The organism is Psychrobacter sp. DAB_AL32B (assembly GCF_002224105.1).
GTDB lineage: Bacteria > Pseudomonadota > Gammaproteobacteria > Pseudomonadales > Moraxellaceae > Psychrobacter.
Map to the genome: position 1 here is coordinate 1 of NZ_NEXU01000006.1, position 20,855 is coordinate 20,855.

17 protein-coding genes and 1 tRNA gene are annotated in these 20,855 nt (G+C 42.5%); 12 read left to right on the plus strand and 6 right to left on the minus strand.

Going from position 1 to position 20,855, the window contains the following annotated elements; all coding sequences use genetic code 11:
* The coding region (locus tag CAN34_RS00455; RefSeq protein WP_089553978.1) for a methyltransferase domain-containing protein at positions 1-711 on the minus strand (711 nt) is incomplete at its 3' end.
* Between the two features lie 516 nt (positions 712-1,227).
* Between CAN34_RS00455 and gyrA the strand changes: the two genes are divergently transcribed.
* The 5 genes from gyrA (at position 1,228) to CAN34_RS00480 (ending at position 7,726) form a co-directional block, all read left to right on the plus strand.
* Positions 1,228-4,044: a DNA gyrase subunit A gene (gyrA, locus tag CAN34_RS00460; RefSeq protein WP_089553979.1), complete on the plus strand. Its 2,817-nt coding sequence runs from the start codon at positions 1,228-1,230 to the stop codon at positions 4,042-4,044.
* 111 nt (positions 4,045-4,155) lie between these two features.
* Positions 4,156-5,226, plus strand: a complete 1,071-nt coding sequence (rarD, locus tag CAN34_RS00465; protein ID WP_089553980.1) for an EamA family transporter RarD — start codon at positions 4,156-4,158, stop codon at positions 5,224-5,226.
* A 290-nt stretch (positions 5,227-5,516) separates the two neighbouring features.
* Positions 5,517-6,185, plus strand: coding sequence for a glutathione S-transferase (locus CAN34_RS00470; protein WP_079692235.1), 669 nt, complete (start codon positions 5,517-5,519; stop codon positions 6,183-6,185).
* A gap of 102 nt (positions 6,186-6,287) precedes the next feature.
* A complete protein-coding gene (locus tag CAN34_RS00475; protein ID WP_089553981.1) occupies positions 6,288-6,545 on the plus strand; it encodes a hypothetical protein in 258 nt (85 codons plus the stop codon).
* Positions 6,546-6,577: 32 nt separating this feature from the next.
* Complete coding sequence (locus CAN34_RS00480; RefSeq protein ID WP_089553982.1) at positions 6,578-7,726, plus strand: ribonuclease Z; 1,149 nt, start codon at positions 6,578-6,580, stop codon at positions 7,724-7,726.
* A gap of 15 nt (positions 7,727-7,741) precedes the next feature.
* On the opposite strand, the gene CAN34_RS00485 is transcribed toward CAN34_RS00480, so the two are convergent.
* Complete coding sequence (locus CAN34_RS00485; RefSeq protein WP_089553983.1) at positions 7,742-8,755, minus strand: ATP-binding protein; 1,014 nt, start codon at positions 8,753-8,755, stop codon at positions 7,742-7,744.
* Positions 8,756-8,823: 68 nt separating this feature from the next.
* On the opposite strand from CAN34_RS00485, the gene CAN34_RS00490 reads away from it, so the two are divergent.
* Positions 8,824-9,897, plus strand: coding sequence for a serine/threonine-protein kinase (locus tag CAN34_RS00490; protein ID WP_254423032.1), 1,074 nt, complete (start codon positions 8,824-8,826; stop codon positions 9,895-9,897).
* 6 nt (positions 9,898-9,903) lie between these two features.
* Here CAN34_RS00490 and CAN34_RS00495 read toward each other — a convergent pair whose 3' ends face one another.
* The 4 genes from CAN34_RS00495 to CAN34_RS00510 form a co-directional block, all read right to left on the minus strand.
* A complete protein-coding gene (locus tag CAN34_RS00495; protein ID WP_089553984.1) occupies positions 9,904-10,416 on the minus strand; it encodes a hypothetical protein in 513 nt (170 codons plus the stop codon).
* Positions 10,417-10,531: 115 nt separating this feature from the next.
* A tRNA-Leu gene (locus CAN34_RS00500) sits at positions 10,532-10,616 on the minus strand.
* A gap of 222 nt (positions 10,617-10,838) precedes the next feature.
* On the minus strand, positions 10,839-12,566 hold the full coding sequence (locus CAN34_RS00505) for a sigma 54-interacting transcriptional regulator (protein WP_174668327.1): 1,728 nt from the start codon (positions 12,564-12,566) through the stop codon (positions 10,839-10,841).
* Between the two features lie 82 nt (positions 12,567-12,648).
* The gene (locus CAN34_RS00510; protein ID WP_089553985.1) at positions 12,649-14,082 is read right to left on the minus strand and encodes a nitrogen regulation protein NR(II); all 1,434 of its coding nucleotides are present in this window, start codon (positions 14,080-14,082) and stop codon (positions 12,649-12,651) included.
* Positions 14,083-14,217: 135 nt separating this feature from the next.
* Here CAN34_RS00510 and rimO point away from each other — a divergent pair, with 135 nt between their 5' ends.
* The 6 genes from rimO to ispC all read left to right on the plus strand — a co-directional run bounded on the left by rimO (position 14,218) and on the right by ispC (position 20,797).
* Entirely contained in the window at positions 14,218-15,819 is a 1,602-nt protein-coding gene (gene rimO, locus CAN34_RS00515; protein ID WP_089553986.1) for a 30S ribosomal protein S12 methylthiotransferase RimO, read from the plus strand.
* A gap of 182 nt (positions 15,820-16,001) precedes the next feature.
* On the plus strand, positions 16,002-16,727 hold the full coding sequence (gene pyrH / locus CAN34_RS00520) for a UMP kinase (protein WP_079692227.1): 726 nt from the start codon (positions 16,002-16,004) through the stop codon (positions 16,725-16,727).
* Between the two features lie 132 nt (positions 16,728-16,859).
* On the plus strand, positions 16,860-17,414 hold the full coding sequence (frr, locus tag CAN34_RS00525) for a ribosome recycling factor (protein ID WP_079692226.1): 555 nt from the start codon (positions 16,860-16,862) through the stop codon (positions 17,412-17,414).
* Between the two features lie 315 nt (positions 17,415-17,729).
* Complete coding sequence (gene uppS, locus CAN34_RS00530) at positions 17,730-18,488, plus strand: polyprenyl diphosphate synthase (protein ID WP_089553987.1); 759 nt, start codon at positions 17,730-17,732, stop codon at positions 18,486-18,488.
* A 175-nt stretch (positions 18,489-18,663) separates the two neighbouring features.
* The gene (locus tag CAN34_RS00535; protein ID WP_089553988.1) at positions 18,664-19,473 is read left to right on the plus strand and encodes a phosphatidate cytidylyltransferase; all 810 of its coding nucleotides are present in this window, start codon (positions 18,664-18,666) and stop codon (positions 19,471-19,473) included.
* 115 nt (positions 19,474-19,588) lie between these two features.
* Entirely contained in the window at positions 19,589-20,797 is a 1,209-nt protein-coding gene (ispC, locus tag CAN34_RS00540; RefSeq protein ID WP_089553989.1) for a 1-deoxy-D-xylulose-5-phosphate reductoisomerase, read from the plus strand.
* Positions 20,798-20,855 lie beyond the last annotated feature (58 nt).

The following is a 20,855-nucleotide window of genomic DNA, read 5'->3' on the forward strand; positions in this document are numbered from 1 at the left end:
TACGCGCAGACCACTGGTAAGTACCGTATGATAATGATGCGCCTCTAACCAAGATTCCACTTCTTCTTTTGCGACTGGATGATTTGGCGTCAGGCTTTTATTGTTGTCCGCTTTATATTCAGTGTTATCTAATAGGTTAAAGTTACCCATAATGAGATTGCGATAATCAAAGCTGGCTGGATTATAAAAACACAGCGAAATGGCACCATTCTCAGTCAGATGGCGGTCAAAAAAATCCATCACCGCCGCTGGTTCCGCCAACCATTCAAGCAGGGCGTGGCACATAATTAAGTCGAATTTCTCCGTTTTATCAGCAAGCTTCTCTTCGAGTTCTTGATACGGACATACATACCAAGTGATATCCAATTTCCCCTTATTTTGATCGACACTTACTTTTGCTTTTTCCAGCATATTGGCTGAGATATCATTAATAACCAGCGTATGTCCTTGAGTGGCAAGCTCAATCGCAATCTGTGCAAGCCCTGCGCCTACATCTAAAATACGTAAGGGTCGCCCAAGCGTTTTACTCATCTGCACGCTATATTCAAAAATATCACGGCGCAATACTGCCAGCCGAATATCCCCTTTTAAGCCACCATAGACCTTTTTTTCAAAATGATCAGCAATCGCATCAAAGCTGCGATCGGTGCGCGCAGTTTCTTCTGCATCTGCTTTTTGGCTATTGTTAATATCTTGATTGTGATTTTGCATAAGGCTTATTTGTCTTAGAGTATGATATTTTATCAAGTTGCATATTGTGGTGTATCGTACAATAAAGCATGGGGCTAAGCTAGGGTTGGTTGAGAGATACAGCATGTTTGCTATTACATCATACTCGAGGTATTCAACGGTTTAAAAGAGGGTCAATTTGCTTGTAGAAATAGCAAAATCAGCCAGTCCAAACAAGTATGGCGTTAAAGTCGTTTTAACAGTTGTGATTAGATTAAAAAAAGACCGTTAATGAGCTGTTTTGCTTGATTTTAATGGCATCTAGATACCCCTAAATCAACAAATTTGTGCTAAAATAGCTTCTTTTATTAAACATTAAAACTATCGCCATTTTCCTATTGTTTTGCACGCTTAGCAGTGCTTTTTTTATGGTTTATATTTTGATAGTAGCTGCGCATTTATGTCGCTATATTTTTGTATAAGTTATAATTGTCTCTAGAAAAAGAGTCTCTAGAAAAAGTGTCAACATTAGAAAAAAATATGAGTGAGGGAGTGTATATGAGCGAATCGGTCAGTCCTATTGGCATCGTAGATGAACTAAAGCAATCCTATCTGGATTATGCGATGAGCGTGATCGTCTCACGTGCGCTGCCTGATGTGCGTGATGGCTTCAAGCCTGTACACCGCCGTGTGATGTACGCTATGCACGTGCTATCTAACGACTACAACAAGCCATACAAAAAATCAGCGCGTGTGGTCGGGGACGTCATCGGTAAATATCACCCGCATGGCGATAGTGCGGTTTATGATGCAATTGTGCGGATGGCGCAGGATTTTAGCTTGCGTTATCCTATGGTTGATGGTCAAGGTAACTTTGGCTCGATCGATGATGATCCACCGGCAGCAATGCGTTATACCGAAGTGCGTATGACCAAGCTGACCCATCAAATGCTGGCAGATTTGGATAAAGACACCGTCGATTGGGAAGATAACTACGATGGTTCTGAGCGTATGCCTAGCGTCATGCCGGCACGCGTTCCTAACTTGCTGGTCAATGGTGCAACTGGTATTGCCGTTGGTATGGCGACCAATATGGCGCCGCATAACCTGACCGAAGTCATCAATGCTTGCTTGGCGTATGCCAACAATCCGCAAATCTCTGCTGAGGAGCTGATGACGCATATCTCAGGTCCTGACTTTCCTACAGGCGGTATTATTTATGGTCGCGCGGGTATTTTAGACGCCTATCGTACGGGTAAAGGTCGTTTACATATTCGCGGTCGCTATCATATTGAGCCAATGACGGACACCGGTGTCAATCGTGATCGTGAGCGTATTGTCTTCACCGAAGTACCGTACCAATCTAATAAAGCTAAGATGATTGAGCGTATTGCTGAACTAGTACGCGACAAAAAGATTGAAGGCATTAGCGAAATACGTGATGAGTCTGATAAAGACGGTATGCGTATTGCTATTGACTTGCGCCGCGGCGAAACAGCCGAAGTTATTGTTAATAACTTGTTTCTACAAACGCCACTTGAGTCCAGCTTTAGTATCAATATGGTGGCGCTCGATAATGGTCAGCCAAAGCTATTGACGTTGCGTCAGCTGATTGCTGCCTTTGTACGCCATCGTCAAGAAGTCGTGACCCGCCGCACTATTTATGAGCTTAATAAAGCGCGCGTTCGTGGTCATTTGCTCGAAGGCTTAACCGTTGCACTGGCGAATATCGACGAGATTATTGCGGCTATTAAAGCGTCCGCTAGTCGCGCTATGGCTCGTGAAAACTTACTAGACAATACCTGGGGCTCAGGTAGTGTAGTCGCCATGCTAGAGGCGGCTGGTAGCCAGTCAGTACGACCTGATTATATCGAAGGTGAAGATCCAAAAGCACCGTTTGGTCTCATTGATGATCAAAATGCAGGTGAGCAGCGCTATCGTTTATCACTGGAGCAGGTCAATGCCATTTTAGACATGCAATTACATCGTCTAACGGGTCTTGAGCAAGATAAATTGACCGAAGAATATCAGGATCTATTACGTGAAATCGCGAATTTAGAGTCTATTCTTGGTGATTTTGACAAGCTAATGACCATTATTTCTAACGAGATGATTGAGATTCGTGACAACTTTGGTGATGAGCGCCGTACGGATATCGTTGATTCGCGTACTGACTTTAGCCGCGAAGATTTGATTCCTGAACAAACCGTCGTGATGACCGTATCGCGTACGGGTTATGCTAAAACGCAGCCTATCGACGATTATGTGGCGCAAAAACGTGGCGGTAAAGGTAAATCTGCGACCGCCATGAAAGAAGACGATGTGATTGACCATTTAGTCGTAACCTCTACTCACTCGACAGTACTGTGCTTCACAGATACGGGTCGTGTGTTTAGCTTACGCGGTTTTGAAGTACCTATTGCCAGTCGCGGCGCCCGTGGTCGTCCATTAGTCAATCTTATTGGCTTGAATGCTGATGAGACAGTCACGACGATATTGCCCATTCCAAAAATAGTGGAAGAGTTATCTGCAAAAGACGAGATGTCAATAGTAGATGCTACCGATCATACAGATAGCGATAGTGATGATGATTCATTAGAAAGCAGCAATGAAGCACAGCCACCGTTTGTATTCTTTGCGACAGCCAATGGTACGGTGAAGCGTGTAGAGCTCAAGCAGTTTGCCAATATTCGCTCAAACGGTCTTATTGCCGTTGGTCTAGAAGAAGGCGATAAATTGGTAAGCGCTCGTATCACTGACGGTAGCCAAGAGGTGATGTTGTTTGCCTCAAGTGGTAAAGCCATCCGTTTTGATGAAAATGATGCGCGCGCTATGGGTCGTACGGCAAAAGGCGTTCGTGGTATGCGTTTGGCTAATGATGAGTTTATTAAGTCATTGGTGGTTATCGAAGATGACGTACGCGAAATTCTGATTGCTTGTGAAAACGGTTTTGGTAAACGTACCTTTATTGAAGAATTTAATAAGCAAGGACGTGGCGGTGGCGGCGTTATCGCTATTAAAACTAGTGAGCGTAATGGTGCGCTAGTTCGTGCGACCAAGGTCGAGCCTGAAGACGATATTATCTTAATATCAGATAAAGGCACACTAGTCCGTACGCCAGTGCAGCATGTCGCCAGTTCGGGTCGTAATACTCAAGGTGTTACCTTAATTCGTCTGTCAAAAGATGAGAAGCTGGTCGCTATGGCGCGTGTTGAACACGAAGAAGGCGACAACGAGCTAGTCGATGCGATGAGAGAAGACGGTACGTTTGATGTAGAAGGTCAAGAGCAGATCGATATTGATGCGGCAAATATTGATGCTGCAGAAACAGATGTCAATGAGTCTAATCATTCAGAAACTGACACTGACGAATAACGCTTTTATTAGATAGCTTTTTGATCTGGTTTTTGCATCACTGTTCTAGAAAAAGCCTCTGACGTTATCGTTGGAGGCTTTTGTTTTTTTCTATTTATTAAGGCTGTTGTTATGCTTACGACCAACCAAACCTTTCAGGGAACTTTAGCTTCGATATCATCAAGTTTTTTATTTTCATTGATGTTCTTATTTGGGCTATTTATGCTGCCGTTATCGGGTACGCAAGTAGCTTCATGGCGCATATTAATGATGCTCTTGAGCTTAGTGATATTAGTCAGCTTCACCAAGCAGTGGCAACATGTCTTTGATTATCTAAAAACATTAAAGTCCATAAAAGAGTGGATTATCTTTATATTACCAACACCGATTTTGGGTGGGCAGATTTGGCTGTTTATGTGGGGACCGGTGAATGGTTTCGGTCTTGATGTCACGTTGGGCTATTTCTTATTGCCGCTGGTGATGATAATAGTCGGACGTTTTTTTTATCATGAGGATATGAGTACACTACAGTGGCTCGCAGCGCTCTGTGCAGCGCTTGGTATTGGCTATGATATATTTCAATACGGTAGCGTATCTTGGGTGACTTTGTTTGTGTGCTTGGGTTATCCGCCTTATTATCTTTTACGACGTAAGCTTGCTGTACCGCCAATTACGGGTTTGTTATCAGATTTGACCTTGCTCACGCCTGTGGTACTGATTATGCTTTATGTTAGTGGCGGCTTTAGCATGGCGGCACAAGCCAGCAAGTTTTGGTATTTATTGCCACTGCTCGGTGCTTTTAGTGCGCTTGCCATGTCGCTGACCATGATTGCCAGTAGTAAGCTACCTGTTTCGCTATTTGGGGCGCTCAGCTATGTAGAGCCCATGCTGTTATTTGTATTATCCATTACCATCTTAAATCAAAGCTTGGATGAAGGTGGTTCTTTATTTATGTATGGCATGATTACTTTGGCATTATGTATCATGATTATTGATAGTATCAAAGGCTATCTTATTCGTCGTCGTGACAATCATTTACATGGCTACCGAGAGCCGCAAGTGGGCGGATTTCCACCGCGTCGTCGTTTAAAAGATTATCGTATAGAGGGTGTATTAAAGGCGCGTCGTTTCCGTAAAATCAGAAAGTATCAACAAAAAATAGATAAGATTACTCGTAAAATTGAAGCGTTAGATTCAAAATAAGTATTGAGACCAGTGTTAATTGTATATGGTATTAATATTTAAACTTCACTTAAGAAATATTGTTTATCATCAAGTGTTATCGCTGCTTTTATGACTGTTTTTTATTACTAAGCTACTAACTACTAACTACTAACTACTAAGCTACAAGGCTATATGGCAAGGCGATAAAACAGCAATTAAGTACATTATTATCAATCACTGTTATAATTGACTTAAATCGGGATTTTCTGTTTAAAAGCTATCTATAAAGTATAATAGCGAACTACAAAAACTTATTACAAGGATTGTTTATGTTACACCTTCATCATTTAGCAAACTCACGCTCATTCCGCATCTTATGGCTGTTAGAAGAGCTTAACATCGATTATAAATTGACTTGTTATGAGCGCAATAAGGCGTATCGTGCACCGGATAGTTTGAAGCAAATCCATCCGCTCGGTCATGCACCAATGTTAGAAGTAGACGACCGTGTGCTGATTGAATCAGGATTTATCATCGAGTATTTATTAAAGCACTATGATACAGAAAAGCAATTTAAGCCAGCTGATGACAATGAGGCCGCGTGGGAAGCTTATACTTTTTGGCTACACTTTGCTGAAGCGTCAGTGATGCCGCCATTGGTCATGCGTTTGGTCTTCACTAAAGTGGTTGAGCAGTCGCCTATGCTCATCAAGCCTGTGAGTAAAAGCATTAGAAATCAAGTCGAAAAAAGCATGATAAGCAATAGCTTGGATGCTATATTGACGATGATGGAGCAGCATTTACAAGATAATCATTGGTTTGCTGGTACAGAATTTAGCGCCGCTGATATTCAGATGCACCTTGCAGTCGTTGGTGCCAATGCAGGTTCAGGCTTAAATAGCAGTAAATATGCCAATATCTTAAATTGGCTCAAACGCTGTGAAGAACGTGATGCCTTTAAGCGAGCAGAAGATAAAGGTGGTCGTGTTAAGTTTTAAGTACTAGCATTTAATCAACCATATCAGTGATAAACACTGAGTTTAATATTAAAATAAAAGGTTTTGTTTATTTATAAGCAAAACCTTTTTTAGGATAAATTAATGACAGACCTGAATAAATATAATCCCAAAAATACTCATACAGATAGTGCTGCTGAACAACAAATTGATACTGTACATGCCAATAGCCAGCAGGTATCTGTCAAAGCATGGTCACAAAAATTACTGGTGGTTTTGCTGTGCCTGGCCAGCTTTTATGGCGGTTGGAAATCCTATGAGTCCAATATGATTAATGAGTGCACTGCCAATGGCGGGCAAATGGTTGAAGGGCAAAGAACCATGCTATGTCAATTGTCATAAAAAGTGAGATTAATAAGTAAGGAAGATAGTCGATGCTAAAGTTAACCTTTTTGGGTACCTCGGCAGGTGTGCCAACCAAGCAGCGTAACGTGACGGCGTTGGCGATTGAGTGTCTTAATCCTTATTTGGTTGGCTCGAGTCGACAGCAGGATCAGGATAACAACCAACATACCGGCCAAAATGCTAGCCAAAATAAAAAGTCACGACTGTGGTTATTGATTGATTGCGGTGAAGGCACCCAGCATCAGCTATTACATAGCAAGTTATCTTTACATCAGTTAGCCGTGATTTGCATCACCCATGTACATGGTGATCATTGTTATGGTCTGCCAGGGCTGCTGGCGAGTGCGGCGATGTCAGGCCGCCACGCACCGCTAACACTCATTGCGCCAAAAGCAATTGCTACGCTGCTTGATGCTATTATGCTAACCACAGAATTAGAATTACCCTTTGTCATCAACTTTATGGCGATAGAAGATTTATTATCTCAGCAAGATGGCAAGATTAGTCTCTGTCTGGACTCACAGCATCAGCTGGATATTGATATCACGCCGTTATCACATCGAGTCGCCTCTTATGGCTTTGGTATTACTCAAACTATTAATCGTCGCACGCTTAATAAAGATAAATTGACAGCAGATGGCATTCCAGCAAGCGCACTGTGGGGCAAACTGCAACACGGTGAAGATGTGATGACCGATAATGGACGTAAAATCCTTTCAGGAGACTACGTTGATAATGATGTACAGCGTACACGGGTAGTAATAGCTGGGGATAATGACAGTCCAAATTTACTATTCGACGTTGTCAAAGATGCTGATTTATTGGTGCATGAAGCCACTTATACTCATGAAGTGTTACTTAAGATTCAGGGTAAAAACCCAGACTTTGATCCCATGCACAGCAGTGCGCAATTGCTTGGAAAATTTGCTCAGAATGTCGGACTCAAAAATTTAATTTTGACCCATTTTAGTGCTCGTTATCAAAGCTTTGATAATGCGAGTAGCCGTACGCCAAACATGGCGCATATCCGTATAGATGCCGAGAGTGCTTATAAAGGTAATTTATGGCTAGCGGCAGACTTTGCACAATATGCGGTCAATGGTGCAGCTGATTTGGGAGACGGTAAAGAGAATAACCGCGTGCAGTATGTAGGATCTGCACGCGACAATGAGAAATAACTAAATGAGAAACAATTAAACGTTAAGACTGTCTTCAGCAGCCAGCTTTGATTGTCCTATCCAGTAACGGCTAAACTGATAAGCCACTCGACCAGAGCGACCACCACGCTCTGCTGCCCAGCGTAGTGCCGCTGCTCTAATATTATCAGGGAGTGCTTTATTAGTTACTTCGATGTTAGCTATTTCAACGTCCTGTGTTTCAAGATTGCTATCACCATTAACAGTCGTATTACCCACGCTATCTATGATGTGCTTTTGCTGGATAGATAAGTAATGGCGAACTATTTGTAAATAAGTCGTTTGATCCATCGGATGAAAGGATAGCCAGAGGCCAAAGCGATCAGATAGCGACACCGTCTCATCAATAGTCTCGTAAGGATTGACCTCATCAGTCTGACCATTATAAATATTGACGTTGTCTTTCATCAATTGTGGCAATAAGTGGCGGCGGTTACTGGTGGCATAGACCAATAATTTGTCTTGCTCTGAATCAAGGGCACCATCCAAGACACTTTTTAGCGTACGGTAGCTTTCATCTTGACCGTTAAATGCCAAATCATCACAGTACACCACGTAGCGGCATTTACAATCAGCTGGTAGCGCCTTTATCGCTGCACGTATTTTATCCAGCACTTTTAGATCATCACGGGCAATTTCAATAATGCGTAAACCTTGATTATGATAGGCTTGTAGCAATGCTCGAATCAATGAAGACTTACCAGCGCCGCGTGTTCCTGTCATCAGGACATGATTGGCTGGATAGCCTTTTAGGAATTGGCGCGTATTTTGTACCAGTTTTGACTTTTGAGTGTCGATACCATGCAAGTCATCTAAACTTAAAAACAAGTTGACCGCTAATGGCTCCAAGTGACCATTGTGACCACCGACCCAGCGATAAGCCAATTGTGTAGGATCAATCTCAATCGTTGGCGTGACCTGCGCTTGCAAATATTGACTGAGTAACTCCAATAAATGGTCAGGCAGGGCATAATTAGCAGGATTCTGAGATAAATTAGATGGTTGCGACATAATGACTCTAGCAGTTAAGGTTGTGTTTAAGTTAGGCAATAGCAATTTAATAAGGGCTTCACTGTAGCATGAAAAACAGCACCATTAAAAATAGGGCCATTAAAAACAGCACTATTAAAAAGAATACTATGAAAAATAGTGCCAGTAATCCGTCTATTATACAAGCGTTACAGGCGCAATCTCAGCAGCTACTGCCAATTATTACTCAAGCGTTATCAGCATTGCTATATTATGAAATAACGCATCAGCGTATTAGTCAGCAAGATAGTCAGCAAAAAAACCAAATCGACGCTAAGATATTAATCGTTTATCAAGGGTTAACGCGCGCTCAGCATCCGCAGTTTGGTTGCGTGATGATTAAATGGCAGTTAAGTGCTGATGTCAGTCAAGGCGCATCTCATTTAATTCATGAAGCCGACGTTTTAAAATATTTAAATGCTTTATCAAAAAATCAAAATAACCATGCCGCTATCGCACCGCTAATGTTAGCTTATGAAAACCTAACAGTTCAAATATTAGAGCAGTCTCAGCAGCTGACTATCATTGTCATGCCTTATTATCCAAACGGTAGCTTGGCGAATCAGCTTAGCGCTCAAAAGCATTTATTATTAACTGATAAAATAAAGCATCGTTTCATCGTGCAGACTGCACATCTGATAGCCAATCTACATAAAGCGGGCTGGCTATATAATGATATTAAACCGAGTAATATTTTACTCGATGGTTTCTTGACGAATGATGCTGATAATAGCAGCATCATGCCTAATTTATTATTGACCGATTTTGCCTTAGCCGCGTCAATTAATAAATCAATGGCGGTAAATCTTGCCGGTACGCCCGCGTATCTTGCACCTGAGCGCTGGCAAGGACAGGGTGCAACACTGCAAAGTGATATCTATGCGTTTGGAATAATGATGTATGAGATATTAATGGGAAAGCGCCCATTTAAGGTAAATATTGAAAGTAGCGATCCAATGATTGAGTGGGCAACTCAGCATTGCCAACAGCCTGTACCAAAATTTCCATCAGAATACAGTCGTTATCAATATATTATTGATAAGGCCTTGGCGAAGCAAATGGAGAGGCGATATCAAAATATGAAGGAGATTTTGAGGGATTTAACATTATTGAAAAATAAGTAAAGCGTACTACTGATAGTCTTGATAGAGCGCTTCAACAGACTTATCATTAACGATGCTTTGACACTGAGCAAACTGAATATTAAACGTATCTCTCAATTCATTAACCTGATCTATATTTGTTTTGTTAGTATGGGAGTAATTTGCCTTAGCGCTAATAGTATAGAGGCTCAATGTGTTTAATGCCTCATCACAAACCTCAAAAGGTGCAATGGTTGGCAGACGATTGACATTCACATTATCTATGATTCTATAAGTGTTGCTTATAGTGCTTGTTAATAGTTTGCTATCTTGGGTAGCAATCGCGCTTTCCATCCCTGTCTTTAGAACGGTTAACTTTTCTAAAAGTATCTCTGCATCATGGTGAAAGCCACTAAATTTATCTAAGCTCATCATAACCTTGGTATTCGAGTCTGTACCTGCACCAGCTGAAATAGCGGGTTTATATAGGCTGCGAAGCCCAAAAAGACTAGCTGCTAATAGCACCAGTAGACCTACCGTCAGCCAAAATCCTTTATTCATCGTTTTAAACCAGTCATTTTATGCCTCTAATAGGTATTTTACATAAACCCCAAACACAAAAAAACCTGCTAAAAAGCAGGTTTTGATATTTGATCTAAGATGTACTATCCGAAAATGGTGGGGCTGGAGAGACTCGAACTCTCACACCTTGCGGCGCTAGAACCTAAATCTAGTGCGTCTACCAATTCCGCCACAGCCCCATTTTCGTTACTCTATCATCAAAAGCAGTTAAATTCAAATGCTATCTAGACAGTTAACTGATTCGGTAGTGCGTCTCAGTGGTTGGCTATTATATAGAGTTTGAGTAGTTTGGCAACCCCTATTTGCAACTATTTTGAGTTATTTAACAATTAATTTTACTATTTATTATAAATAGCTGATATTGCTATGATTTTTATCTGATATTTTTGCGTCTTTAATTCTTATTTGCTTTGTTGTTCTAATGAAGAGATATCTAATTGCTGCAACTTGCGTGTCAGTGTATTGCGCCCCCAACCGAGCAAGTTGGCTGCTGCTATCTTTTTTCCGCCACTATGATTGAGCGCTGCCGTAATTAAGACACGCTCAAACTCAGGTGTTGCCGTCTGCAAAATGTCGGTTTCTCCAGTCTTTAGCGATTGCTCAGCCCAGTCAGCCAAGGCTTGCTGCCAACTTGGGCTTTCATGAATTTGATGGTTTTGAGCAAGTTGCAATGACGCTAAGCTTTGTTCTTGATGCGGCTCTAGAGTAGAGGAGAGACTTTCGAGCAGCTCTGGTGGTAAGTCATCAATCATGACCGTATCGCCAGTTGTCATCACCGTCAACCATAGGCAAACATTTTCAAGTTGACGGACATTACCGCGCCATTCAAAAAACTGCATAATCTCTAGCGCCGTAGGATGTAGCTGCTTTGGTGCTGTATGCATCTGTTCAGCAGCGCGCTGCATAAAATAAGTCGCTAACGCTGGAATGTCCTCGCGCCGTGTTCGTAGTGGTGGCAGCGGTAAACGTATGACATTAAGCCGATAAAATAAATCCTCACGGAACTTGCCTTGCTTGACCAGCTCTTCTAAATTTTGGTGAGTAGCGGCGATGATACGTACATTTACTTTGACAGGCTGCTGCCCACCCACGCGATAAAACTCTCCATTGGCCAGTACTCTTAGCAGCCGTGTTTGGGTACTAAACGGCATATCACCGATTTCATCCAAAAATAACGTGCCGCCATCCGCCTGCTCAAAACGACCTTGACGCATCGTCGTCGCGCCAGTAAACGCCCCTTTTTCGTGGCCGAATAGCTCAGACTCAATCAAATCATGTGGAATTGCCGCCATATTAAGGGCAATAAAAGGCTGCTGCTGACGCGGTGAATGCTGATGCAAAGCGCCAGCGACCAATTCTTTACCCGTACCTGATTCACCCGTGATTAAGACAGTAATAGGCGAGTGCGCCAATCTGCCAATGGCGCGAAATACCGTCTGCATCGCTTGCGATTGACCAATGATACCGCTCGGGTTGTCGTTAGCTTTGGTATCAGTTTTAACCTCAACGTTATTTTTAGCTTCTTTATTAGTACGGTTTTGATGCTTAGTTTTGGCATTGGGTTTTGTATGCGTATCAGACCCAATTGTATGATTTTCTACAACCATATTGGGTTGATAATTAATCGCTTTATAAATCGTTGCGACGGCATCATCCAAATCAAAGGGCTTCGGCAGATATTCAAATGCACCTGTCTGATAGCTATTAATGGCAGAAGTAAGGTCTGAATGCGCCGTCATAATCACGATTGGCAGCTTAGGAAAATGTTGATTCACCCAATCACTAAAGGACAAGCCATCCATTAAAGGCATACGAATATCAGTCAATATCACATCAGGTAACTGCGCGGCTGACTCTCGCTGTTGCAAGATATCATTGAGACGTGTCCATGCTGCCTGCGCTTGGGTAAAGCTGATAACGATAAGACCAGCATCTTCAAAAGTGTCCGCCAATACCAAACGCAGTGCTGGATCGTCATCGATCAACCATAAAGTCGCCGTATTATCATCAGTGGCATTATTGACCGTTACTTTTATTGTTTTATTATTAATAGCTCGGTCACTCATTATTTGATCGTTTGACGTTTGATTATCGCTTTTAGGTGTATGGTTGTCGTTATATTTAGTCATTTATCAGGCCTAATGAGCAATGGATTGGTTCAGTTTATGATTCAGCATTTTGCGAGTGAGCAGTGTTAAATAGCACTGTCGCTTACGCCTCAATTATGGGCTGACGAAAAGGCAGGTAAAGTGTAAAACACGTCTGACTATTGGTATTGTTATGATGTTTTTTTTGGTTATTCTGACGACTATAGTTAGGGTTTTGTGATTGGTTAGAGCTAACATCAATCATACCATGATGACGGCTGATGATATCCTGCACAATCGATAAGCCAAGGCCAGTCCCTGTAGCACGGCTGGTCACCATGGGGAAAAATATTTGTCCGATCAATGCTGGATCAATCCCTGGGCCGTTATCGGTGATAGTGACTTGCAGGACTTGTTTGTGCTGCTGCCCACCAATCGTATGCTGAAAGACAACTCGTGTTTGAATATATAGTTTGGGTTGATAGCTACCATAGTTACCGTTAGTACTCAATGGCGTGATATTTGATGGTAAGCGACTCAATTCAGTAGACGTATTCTGCTGAAGTACTTGTTCAAATTCGGTCATCGATTCACAAGCGTTATTAATCAGGTTTAAAAACACTTGAATCAACTGGTCTTTATCAGCACATAATTCAGGCAACGACAAGTCATAATCACGCTGTAGTATCACTTGTGGATACTGATGGACTATCAAGGCTAAAACATGTTCTAACGGTTCATGAATATTGAGGATTTGCCAATTTGGTAATTGACTGGGGCCAAGGAATTGCCCAATAAGTGCAGTTAAGCGGTCGGTCTCCGAGATGATGATATCGGTATAGCTACGTAGTTTTGATGCAGTTTTTTGTAGGTTGTTATTAGCGTTTGAAAGGGGGTTTAAAACAGAGTTTGCATTGTTAATAGCAGCAGGGAAATTGCTATTAAGAGTAGAAGGACTGCTGTTAACAATAGAAATGTCACTAAATTTGATAAATTGACGTTGCAATAATTGCGCCGCGCCGCGTATGCCAGCAAGCGGATTTTTGATTTCATGGGCGACTGAGCGCAGCATATGCCGGGCAACGCTATATTGCTGCTGTTGGCGCTGCTCCTCTGAAATACGACTTTGGCGATCTTTGCCCCACATCTCGATAATAAAATAGCTTCGCTGCTGATAAACGACAGGCGTGACGCTATAGTCGACTGAGAGGGGTGAATGACCATTTAATTGGCTGTTTATAAGGTAATCATGATCGATAAAGGGTTGTTGATAATGCTGCGCCTGATTAAATCTTGCCGTTAAAGGGCGAATTTGCTCATCGCCATCGCTGTTATTAATGTTAGGGTTTTCTTTTAACGTTAACTCATTAGGTGCAAGCAGTATCAATATAGATTGATTGAGTAATCGTCCACTACTGATAGCGAGTAGTTGCTCAGCTTGGGCGTTTAGCCAAGTAATAGACAGCTCGTCATTGATCCATAAGATAGCCGTAAACAAATGCTGTGATATAAATGCTAGGTCAGGGGTCGGTTTTGCGCTTACAAAATCAGCTGTCATTAGTAATGCCTAGGATAGCGAGATACTCGATATAATATTTAACCATAAATCAACACTATAGAGCGGCAAAACTGGTGATTATCACAAAAAAAACGTACAATGCGCACAGCCAATTTATCTCTAGCAAGGTCAGCCATGCCCAAAACTTCTACCGAGTCCGTTAACACGACTATCACTACCTCACAGCCAGCTTCTATGTCAACAGCTTCTATGCCAAAAGACACTGCCACCATTTTTAATCCTGCCAAGCCAGCAATGGTGCAAGAGCAGCTTAAGACAGATAATGTCGAGCCTTACCATCATAAAGCCAATCATAATCAAAACCGTAGTATTGCCCAAAGTGGTGATGCGACTATACATGCAACCACCAGCGCGACAGCCTCTAGTCCAACAACGGCAGCGCCAAAGATTGGTTTTGTATCGCTAGGTTGCCCAAAAGCCTTGGTGGATAGTGAGCGCATTATTACTGAGCTGAGCCGTGATGGTTATCAAGTCGCCAGCGACTATGAAGGCGCAGATTTAGTCATCGTCAATACTTGCGGCTTTATTGAATCAGCGGTACAAGAGTCGCTAGATGCCATCGGTGAGGCGATTAGCAAAAACGGTAAAGTTATCGTTACTGGTTGCCTCGGTAAAGAAGCGGATAAAATCCGTGCAATGCATCCTGCGGTATTAGCAGTGACCGGCGCGCACGCTTATGACGAAGTGATTAGAGCAGTTGCGCTGCATGTGCCTAAGCCTGATCGCAGTAATGATAAAGATTATAATCCTAAGATAGATTTGATTAATGAGGCGGGTATCAAATTAACGCCCAGTCATTATGCTTATCTGAAAATATCAGAAGGCTGTAATCATCGTTGTACTTTTTGCATTATTCCAAGCTTACGCGGTGATTTGGTTTCGCGTCCGATTGATAGCGTGATGAATGAAGCCATGGCGCTGAAGAACGCTGGCGTCAAAGAGCTGCTAATTATCTCGCAAGATACGTCAGCGTATGGTTTAGATTTAAAATATAAAACCAGCTTTTGGAATGGTATGCCGCTGAAGTCTAAATTTTATGACTTATGCCAAGCGTTGAACGATTTGGGTATTTGGGTACGTCTGCATTATGTCTATCCGTATCCGCATGTCGATAAAGTCGTTCAATTGATGGGTGAAAAGAAGCTGCTGCCTTACCTTGACATTCCCTTTCAGCATGCCAGTCATAGCATCTTAAAAGCCATGAAGCGTCCTGCGCATAGCGAAAATACCTTGGCGCGTATTCACGCATGGCGTGAGATTTGTCCTGATATCGTGATTCGCTCAACCTTCGTTGTTGGCTTCCCAGGTGAGACTGAAGAAGATTTCCAATGTCTGCTTGACTGGTTAGTCGAGGCACGTCTTGATCGCGTTGGTGCTTTTACTTATTCGGAAGTGGAAGGCGCGGTTGCTAATGACTTGCCTAATCATGTACCTGAAGCCATTAAGCAAGAGCGTTACGAGCGTTTGATGACGTTACAGCAAGATATCTCTGCGCAAAAACTGCAAGAAAAAATCGGTAAAACCTTAATGGTATTGGTCGATGAGATTGATTTTGATGAGGGTGTTGCGATTTGCCGTAGCTATGCTGATGCGCCTGAGATTGACGGTCACGTCTATGTCGATGACATTACTGCTGCGGTGAAAGTAGGGCAGTTCTTAACGGTTACTATTGATGATGCCAGCGAATATGACTTATTTGCCAGTTATAAGGGTTAACCATCCAACACGATAGGCGCGTGAAAATTGCCCAACAGTGGGCAGTTTTTGCTACAATTAGCGCAATTTAGTCTTTTATACGCTTACCATCGATTATGGCGTTATAGACGAGCCCAAAGCCAAAATCTATTTGTATTTTACCGATAACTTTAATTATAATTTAATGCTAACAAGGTGACCTCATGTCTGACAAAAACCCGCGTTACTCACGTATCTTGCTTAAACTCTCTGGTGAAGCTTTAGCCGGTGGTAAAGAAATGGGTATTGATAGCGAAGTGCTCGATAAAATGAGTTTATCTATCGCCCATCTGCGTGGTCTTGGTGTGCAAGTTGGTATCGTGGTCGGCGGTGGTAACTTATATCGCGGTGCTCAATTACAAAAAGAAGGCTTGGTTGGTCGGGTTACCGGCGATCAAATGGGTATGCTAGCGACTGTCATGAATGGTCTGGCGATGCGTGATGCCCTTGAGCGCCGTAATATTAAAACACGTTTGATGTCAGCACTGCCGATTGGTGAAGTGACCGAAAGCTATAGCAGCCGTAATGCGATTCGCTACCTTAAAAACGGCGAAGTTTGTATCTTTGTTGCGGGTACCGGCAATCCTTTCTTTACCACTGATACAGCTGCTTGCTTGCGCGGTATTGAAATCGAAGCTGGCTTAATTTTAAAAGCGACCAAAGTTGATGGTGTTTATGACAAAGACCCAAGCTTACATGCTGATGCGGTTAAATATGACGGTTTAACTTTTGATGAAGTGTTAGAGCAGAAACTCGGCGTGATGGATTTAACAGCCATTGCTTTATGCCGTGAGCATAACGTGCCGCTACAAGTATTTGATATGACCAAGCCTAATGCTTTATTAAATGTCATCATGGGCGAAAATGAAGGCACACGTGTTTATCATTAATATAGCAGTCGTTGGCATGATAATAAGACGAGTAGAGATTCAGTAATTACTTATCTGGCAATGAATACCTTAATAGTTTTTATAATTAACAATAATGAATGATTTATCGATAGCGATAAATAAGGATACATGATGATTAATGAAATTAAGCAAGACGGCGAAGCGCGCATGCAAAAAACTTTAGAAGCGCTTGAGAGTACCTTTAGTAAAGTCCGTACAGGACGCGCGCATCCAGGTATGTTGTCAGGTGTGATGGTTAGCTACTACGGGTCGCCTACACCTTTGAATCAAGTGGCGAGTGTTAACGTCGAAGACTCGCGTACGCTACTCGTTCAGCCGTTTGAGCGTACGATGGTACAAGCGATCGATAAAGCCATTCGCGAAGCAGATTTGGGTTTGAATCCAATGACCGCTGATGTGATTCGTGTACCGATGCCAGCGTTGACAGAAGATACACGCCGCGATATGCAAAAGCTTGCGCGCGGAGAAGCAGAGAACAGCCGTGTTTCTATCCGTAATATCCGCCGTGATATGATGAATGATATTAAAGAATTGGCAAAAGAAAAAGAGATATCAGAAGATGACGAGCGCCGCGCCAGTGATGATATTCAAAAAATTACTGACAAATTTATTGAGACTATCGATAGCCGTCTGAGTAAAAAAGAAACCGAGTTAATGGCCGTGTAAAAGTTATTCGTCTGTTCGTTTTCGTTTAAAATGCACGTACTATAAGTACGCAGCCATCTAAGATAAGTCATTTAAAGTCAGCTGTTAATTAAAAAGCCAATACTGCATTGCTATTGGCTTTTTATTGACCTATAGACGACTGAGATGTCATTAAGCAAGGTAAGGTGTTTTTAATGCTTGCCGTTAACCTGCTTGCAGGCACTTTTTTTATTTTATAGCTGGTTTATGATAAATCTGTGAATTTTACGTAGTATGTTTTTATGTGCTATAGCGTGCGCTATGATTATTTTACTTCAACAACAAGCAAGTTAGCCTATGTCTATTTCAGATACTTTAGCTCCAGCACTTCTTCCTCGGCACATCGCTATTATCATGGACGGTAATAACCGTTATGGTAAAGTCAATAATTTAGGCAAAGGTCAAGGACATGTCGCTGGCAAAGATGCGCTAGATCCTATTGTCGAGTATTGTGTGAGTACTGGTATTGAGGTTTTAACGGTATTTGCCTTTTCAAGTGAAAACTGGCAACGGCCACCGACTGAGGTGGCATTGCTTATGCATCTACTCAGCTTGACCATCAACGAGCAAATGCCACGGATGTTGAAGTACCACATTCGATTGCGTTTTATCGGTGATCGTAGTCAGCTTAGTGATGACTTGCAAGTATTGATGGTAGATGCTGAAACAAAAACAGCAGATTTTGAAGCCATGACATTAGTAATTGCAATCAGTTATGGTGGTCAGTGGGATATCGCTCATGCAGCCAAACAGCTGGCACGGCAAGTGCAGGCAGGGCAGTTGCGTGCTGAAGATATTAATAAAGAGATGCTGGATCAATACGTGCAGTTGGCAGATGCGCCAGCGGTAGATATGTTGATACGTACTGGCGGCGAGTATCGTCTCTCTAATTTCCTACTATGGCAATCAGCTTATGCTGAATTGTTTTTTACTCAAACACTGTGGCCAGACTTTACCGTAAATGAGCTTGCAGCGATGATAGAGGAATTCGCCCAACGTCAACGCCGCTTTGGTAAAACTAGCGAACAAATAGTGACAGAACAACAGGATTTTTAAAATAATAACAGTCTTAAAAACGCTTTATTAGAGCGCATTAAAGACTCAGTTTCCCGTTGTTTAGGAAACATTAGGCGGCTTTAATTAGCATTAATCGCTATCAATGGACTATTATAGTGAGCAGTTATACTGTATTTTGACCAAATGTTCTTCATTATTATAAGGCTCGATACGTATGTGGCAACGAATTAAGACGGCAATTGTTCTCGTTATTATCGTTGGTATTGCAATGTTTGCGAGCCAAAGTCCTATTTTATTTGCACCGCTATTGGCCATCGGCGTGATTATCGCGGCGCATGAGTGGACGAAGTTGATGCCAAAATGGCGGCAGCCTGCGCTATTTGTACTATTGGTGTTGGTACTGACATTAGTGTCGCTCATGTTCAAAGTGACTTGGTTGTTTTGGTGGGTTGCCTCTCTCGTTATATGGTTAATGGCGCTTTCTTGGGTAAGGGTTTTTCCAACAAAGACCAATTGGTATGGTAAGCAATTGGCATTGATGGGCGCAGTTATTTTAACGGCAGCCATTACTGCTATGTTCTACTTATGGCAATTGTCAGCATGGTGGCTGCTCTATGTCTTCTTATTGGTATGGTGTGCCGATAGTGGCGCTTACTTTGTTGGACGCAAGCTCGGTCGCCGCAAAATGGCACCAAATGTCTCTCCTAATAAAAGTATGGAAGGACTGGCGGGCGGCTTAGTCACTGGTTTACTAGTCGTTGTGGTGATCAGTGTGTTTAAGCTGCAACTGACTGGCCTGCCTTTAATCGCATTTGTGGCATTATCAGCGCTGACGATTTTGGCCTCAGTACTGGGTGATTTATTTGAGTCGATGCTCAAACGTCGCGCTGATGTCAAAGATTCAGGAACGATACTACCTGGACATGGTGGTGTACTTGACCGTATTGATTCGCTGTTGTCTGCCACCCCGATATTTGCGCTTGGTTTTTGGGCGCTACAGCAGTTAGGGTTAATAGTGGTTTAAGATTGAAGCGTATGCTTATTTTATAGTAGGTAAGCTGAGCTGATTTTTAGTCTCATTTATCAAGTGTTTTCTTGATTTCTTATTTAATTTTCCACCGTATTATTTATAGGCACCGATGGTTATGACCCAACGCATCGCCGTACTAGGCGCGACAGGCTCGATTGGCGATAGCACGTTAGCAATCTTGGCGGCGCAACCACAGCATTACGACGTTTATGCCTTATCAGGCTATCATCGTTTAGATAAACTATTTGCACTCTGCCAGCAGTTCTTGCCCAAGCGTGTCAGCGTACCGACAGCAGCAGTCGATGACTTCGCCCAGCGTCTCAGTGCGGCAGGTCTGAATATTGAGGTGGTAGGCGGCGCAGCAGGGTTGATAGATATTGCTACTGACTCGCAAACCGATACCGTCGTCGCGGCTATCGTGGGTGCTGCAGGACTGCCTTCTACATTAGCAGCAGCCCGTGCAGGCAAGCGTATTTTACTGGCGAATAAAGAAGCGCTAGTGATGGCAGGGCAAGTGATGATCAGCGCTGTCAAAACGCATCATGCAATCTTGTTGCCCATCGACTCAGAACACAATGCTATTTTCCAATGTTTACCGTCTGCTATTCAACAAGACAATACCCAAATTCATCAGTCAGATCATGGTGTACGCAAGTTATGGTTGACCGCCTCTGGTGGGCCATTTTTGCAGCAGTCGTTTGCTCAGATGCAGCAAGCTAGCGTTGCTGAAGCAGTCAAACATCCAAACTGGTCGATGGGACAAAAAATATCAGTCGACTCTGCCACGATGATGAATAAGGGACTTGAGCTGATTGAAGCTTGCCATTTATTTGATTTACCTGAAAATAAGATAAATGTGGTCATTCATCCACAAAGTATCATTCACTCAATGGTAGAATATAGTGATGGTAGCTTTTTGGCGCAGCTGGGCAGTCCCGATATGAAAACGCCCATTGCTCATGCGCTCAGCTATCCCAATCGTATTGATAGTGGCTCGCAGCCATTAGACTTATTTGCGTTAAGTGGTCTAGAGTTTATTAAACCAGATTTGCAGAAATTTGCCTGTTTGCATCTTGCGCGTCAAGCAATGCAAGCTGGTACACAAGCGACGATTGTATTAAACGCTGCTAATGAGATTGCGGTTGCTGCATTTTTAGAAGGTAAAATTCGCTTGACTGATATTGCTGATCTTAATGAGCAAGCGCTGAATGAGATACAAGTGCCACTATTAAATGAAACTGCCGATATTGATGAGATTTTAGCCATTGATAAAATAGCACGTCGTCATACCAATGAGTTTGTAGCAAAAATGACCTAAGCGTATCAAGCACCATTATTCAATTTATAAAAAATATTGATAAAAGATACTGATAAAA

Excerpts from the sequence above, each read along its gene's own strand:
- CAN34_RS00470 (WP_079692235.1), top strand. The coding sequence starts at position 5,517 with ATGTTACACCTTCATCATTTAGCAAACTCACGCTCATTCCGCATCTTA.
- CAN34_RS00495 (WP_089553984.1), bottom strand. The coding sequence starts at position 10,416 with ATGAATAAAGGATTTTGGCTGACGGTAGGTCTACTGGTGCTATTAGCA.
- pyrH (WP_079692227.1), top strand. The coding sequence starts at position 16,002 with ATGTCTGACAAAAACCCGCGTTACTCACGTATCTTGCTTAAACTCTCT.
- CAN34_RS00505 (WP_174668327.1), bottom strand. The coding sequence starts at position 12,566 with ATGACTAAATATAACGACAACCATACACCTAAAAGCGATAATCAAACG.
- CAN34_RS00510 (WP_089553985.1), bottom strand. The coding sequence starts at position 14,082 with ATGACAGCTGATTTTGTAAGCGCAAAACCGACCCCTGACCTAGCATTT.
- CAN34_RS00490 (WP_254423032.1), top strand. The coding sequence starts at position 8,824 with ATGAAAAACAGCACCATTAAAAATAGGGCCATTAAAAACAGCACTATT.
- gyrA (WP_089553979.1), top strand. The coding sequence starts at position 1,228 with ATGAGCGAATCGGTCAGTCCTATTGGCATCGTAGATGAACTAAAGCAA.
- ispC (WP_089553989.1), top strand. The coding sequence starts at position 19,589 with ATGGTTATGACCCAACGCATCGCCGTACTAGGCGCGACAGGCTCGATT.
- frr (WP_079692226.1), top strand. The coding sequence starts at position 16,860 with ATGATTAATGAAATTAAGCAAGACGGCGAAGCGCGCATGCAAAAAACT.
- CAN34_RS00480 (WP_089553982.1), top strand. The coding sequence starts at position 6,578 with ATGCTAAAGTTAACCTTTTTGGGTACCTCGGCAGGTGTGCCAACCAAG.
- uppS (WP_089553987.1), top strand. The coding sequence starts at position 17,730 with ATGTCTATTTCAGATACTTTAGCTCCAGCACTTCTTCCTCGGCACATC.
- CAN34_RS00535 (WP_089553988.1), top strand. The coding sequence starts at position 18,664 with ATGTGGCAACGAATTAAGACGGCAATTGTTCTCGTTATTATCGTTGGT.
- rarD (WP_089553980.1), top strand. The coding sequence starts at position 4,156 with ATGCTTACGACCAACCAAACCTTTCAGGGAACTTTAGCTTCGATATCA.
- rimO (WP_089553986.1), top strand. The coding sequence starts at position 14,218 with ATGCCCAAAACTTCTACCGAGTCCGTTAACACGACTATCACTACCTCA.
- CAN34_RS00475 (WP_089553981.1), top strand. The coding sequence starts at position 6,288 with ATGACAGACCTGAATAAATATAATCCCAAAAATACTCATACAGATAGT.
- CAN34_RS00485 (WP_089553983.1), bottom strand. The coding sequence starts at position 8,755 with ATGTCGCAACCATCTAATTTATCTCAGAATCCTGCTAATTATGCCCTG.